We start from the raw sequence: 1576 nt of genomic DNA, 5'->3' as shown, positions 1-1576 counted from the left end.
CTGTCGGAGGGGCAGATCGCCGAGGCGATGGGGATCAGCCGCGGGACCGTGAAGTCGACCGCGAGCCGCGCCCTCACCGCCCTCGAACGCCAGCTCGGGACCACGCACAGCAACGAGGGGAACGTGCGATGAGCACTCCGACGACCAACCGCGGCATCGAGGAGCGGCTCACCGCCGCCCTGCACGCCCGCGCCGACCAGGTCACCCACGACGACCTCACCACCCTGCTGGTGCCGAGGCCGCACCGCTCACCCCGGCCGCGCCGCGCCGCCGTGACGGCCGTGGCGGTGGCCGCCGCCGCGGCGGCGGTCGTGATCGCCCTGCCGCTCGTCGGCGGCGACGGCGGCGGTGGCGAGGAGCCACAGCCCGCCCCGGCGCCGACCCCGACGCCCTCGCTCGTCCAGCAGGGCCGCGACGAGGTGCTGCTCGACGTCGACGGCGACGGCGAGCCGGACCGGGCGTACCTCGAGGACGGTGAGCTCCGTCTCGTGGCCAGCACCGGCACCCAGGTCGGCGTCCCCGTCCCGGACGGCAGCGTGCTGCTGCCCGCCGTGACCGACGCGGGGACCGAGAACCCCCTGGCCGTCGCCGTGCCCCCGGCCGGCGAGGGTGTCGGCGCGTTCTTCACCTTCACCGACGACACGCTCGTCGCCGAGGACCTCCCGGAGAGCCTGGCGTTCGCACCCGGCAGCACGGTCTGGGTCGACGACATCGGCGCGCTGATGATCGGCGAGTACGACGTCGACGTACCCGGCGACCAGCGCGTCGCCGTCACCGCGACCGTCTACCGCGCGGCGCGCAACGGAAAGCTCGTCGAGTACGGCGCCGGCGACCTGTGCTGGGACCGGGTCGCCGACGCCCACCCCCTGCCGTGCGACCAGCTCCCGGCCGAGCGGGCCGACCCGTCGCTGATGTTCCCGACGGTGGAGACCGGCAGCGGCGTGGGCGAGACCTCGGGCCGGTTCGACGGGGAGTACGACCGCGCCGAGATCGTCCGCCGACCGTCGGGAGCGCTGGAGCTCGTGGTCACCTGGGACGGCGTCGAGCACCGGACGCCGCTGGCCGAGGGTGACGACGTCACCCTGCTCGACGCCGGCATGGTCGGCGGCGAGGCCGACATGCCCACGTTCGTCGTCGCCCAGGACTACGGCCGCAACACGTCGTACACCGTGGTCGCGTGGTGGGACGGCCGCTACCAGGCCATCCCCACCGCCGACGAGGGCGGCTGGCTCGGCACCGGCTTCGTGGACGACGCCGGTCAGGTCTACCAGCGCACCTGGCTCTCGCAGCAGGGCGTCCTCTGGACGGCCCACCGGATCGACCCCGACGTGCCGGACCGCTACGACCTGGTCCGGTGGAGCGACCGGATCGGCCCGACGCTCGTGCCGGTCGACCAGGGTGAGGTCTGCCTCGACCTCGACGCGGGTCGCAAGCTCGCCGACGACGCCTGCAGTGCCCCGTGAGCACCGCGACGATGCCGGACCCGGTGGCGTTGTACGCCGCGCACCGGTTGGGTCTGGTGCGGCTGGCGGTGCTGCTCGTCGACGACGTGCAGTCGGCCGAGGACGTCGTGCAG

General features: G+C 74.4%; 2 protein-coding genes. Both read left to right on the top strand.

Going from position 1 to position 1576, the window contains the following annotated elements:
* On the top strand, positions 1–132 hold the full coding sequence (locus ETU37_RS24025; RefSeq protein ID WP_420819126.1) for a sigma factor-like helix-turn-helix DNA-binding protein: 132 nt from the start codon (positions 1–3) through the stop codon (positions 130–132).
* Positions 129–1463 (top strand): hypothetical protein, encoded by a 1335-nt coding sequence (locus tag ETU37_RS22900; protein ID WP_129989807.1) that lies wholly within the window; start codon positions 129–131, stop codon positions 1461–1463. Before ETU37_RS24025 ends, ETU37_RS22900 begins: the two co-directional genes overlap by 4 nt.
* Positions 1464–1576 lie beyond the last annotated feature (113 nt).

The organism is Nocardioides iriomotensis, assembly GCF_004168035.1.
In the GTDB taxonomy this organism is placed as follows: Bacteria; Actinomycetota; Actinomycetes; order Propionibacteriales; family Nocardioidaceae; genus Nocardioides_B; species Nocardioides_B iriomotensis.
The sequence above is the reverse complement of the archived record's forward strand: the minus strand, read 5'-3'. Positions and strand labels throughout refer to the sequence as shown.

Excerpts from the sequence above, each read along its gene's own strand:
- ETU37_RS22900 (WP_129989807.1), top strand. The coding sequence starts at position 129 with ATGAGCACTCCGACGACCAACCGCGGCATCGAGGAGCGGCTCACCGCC.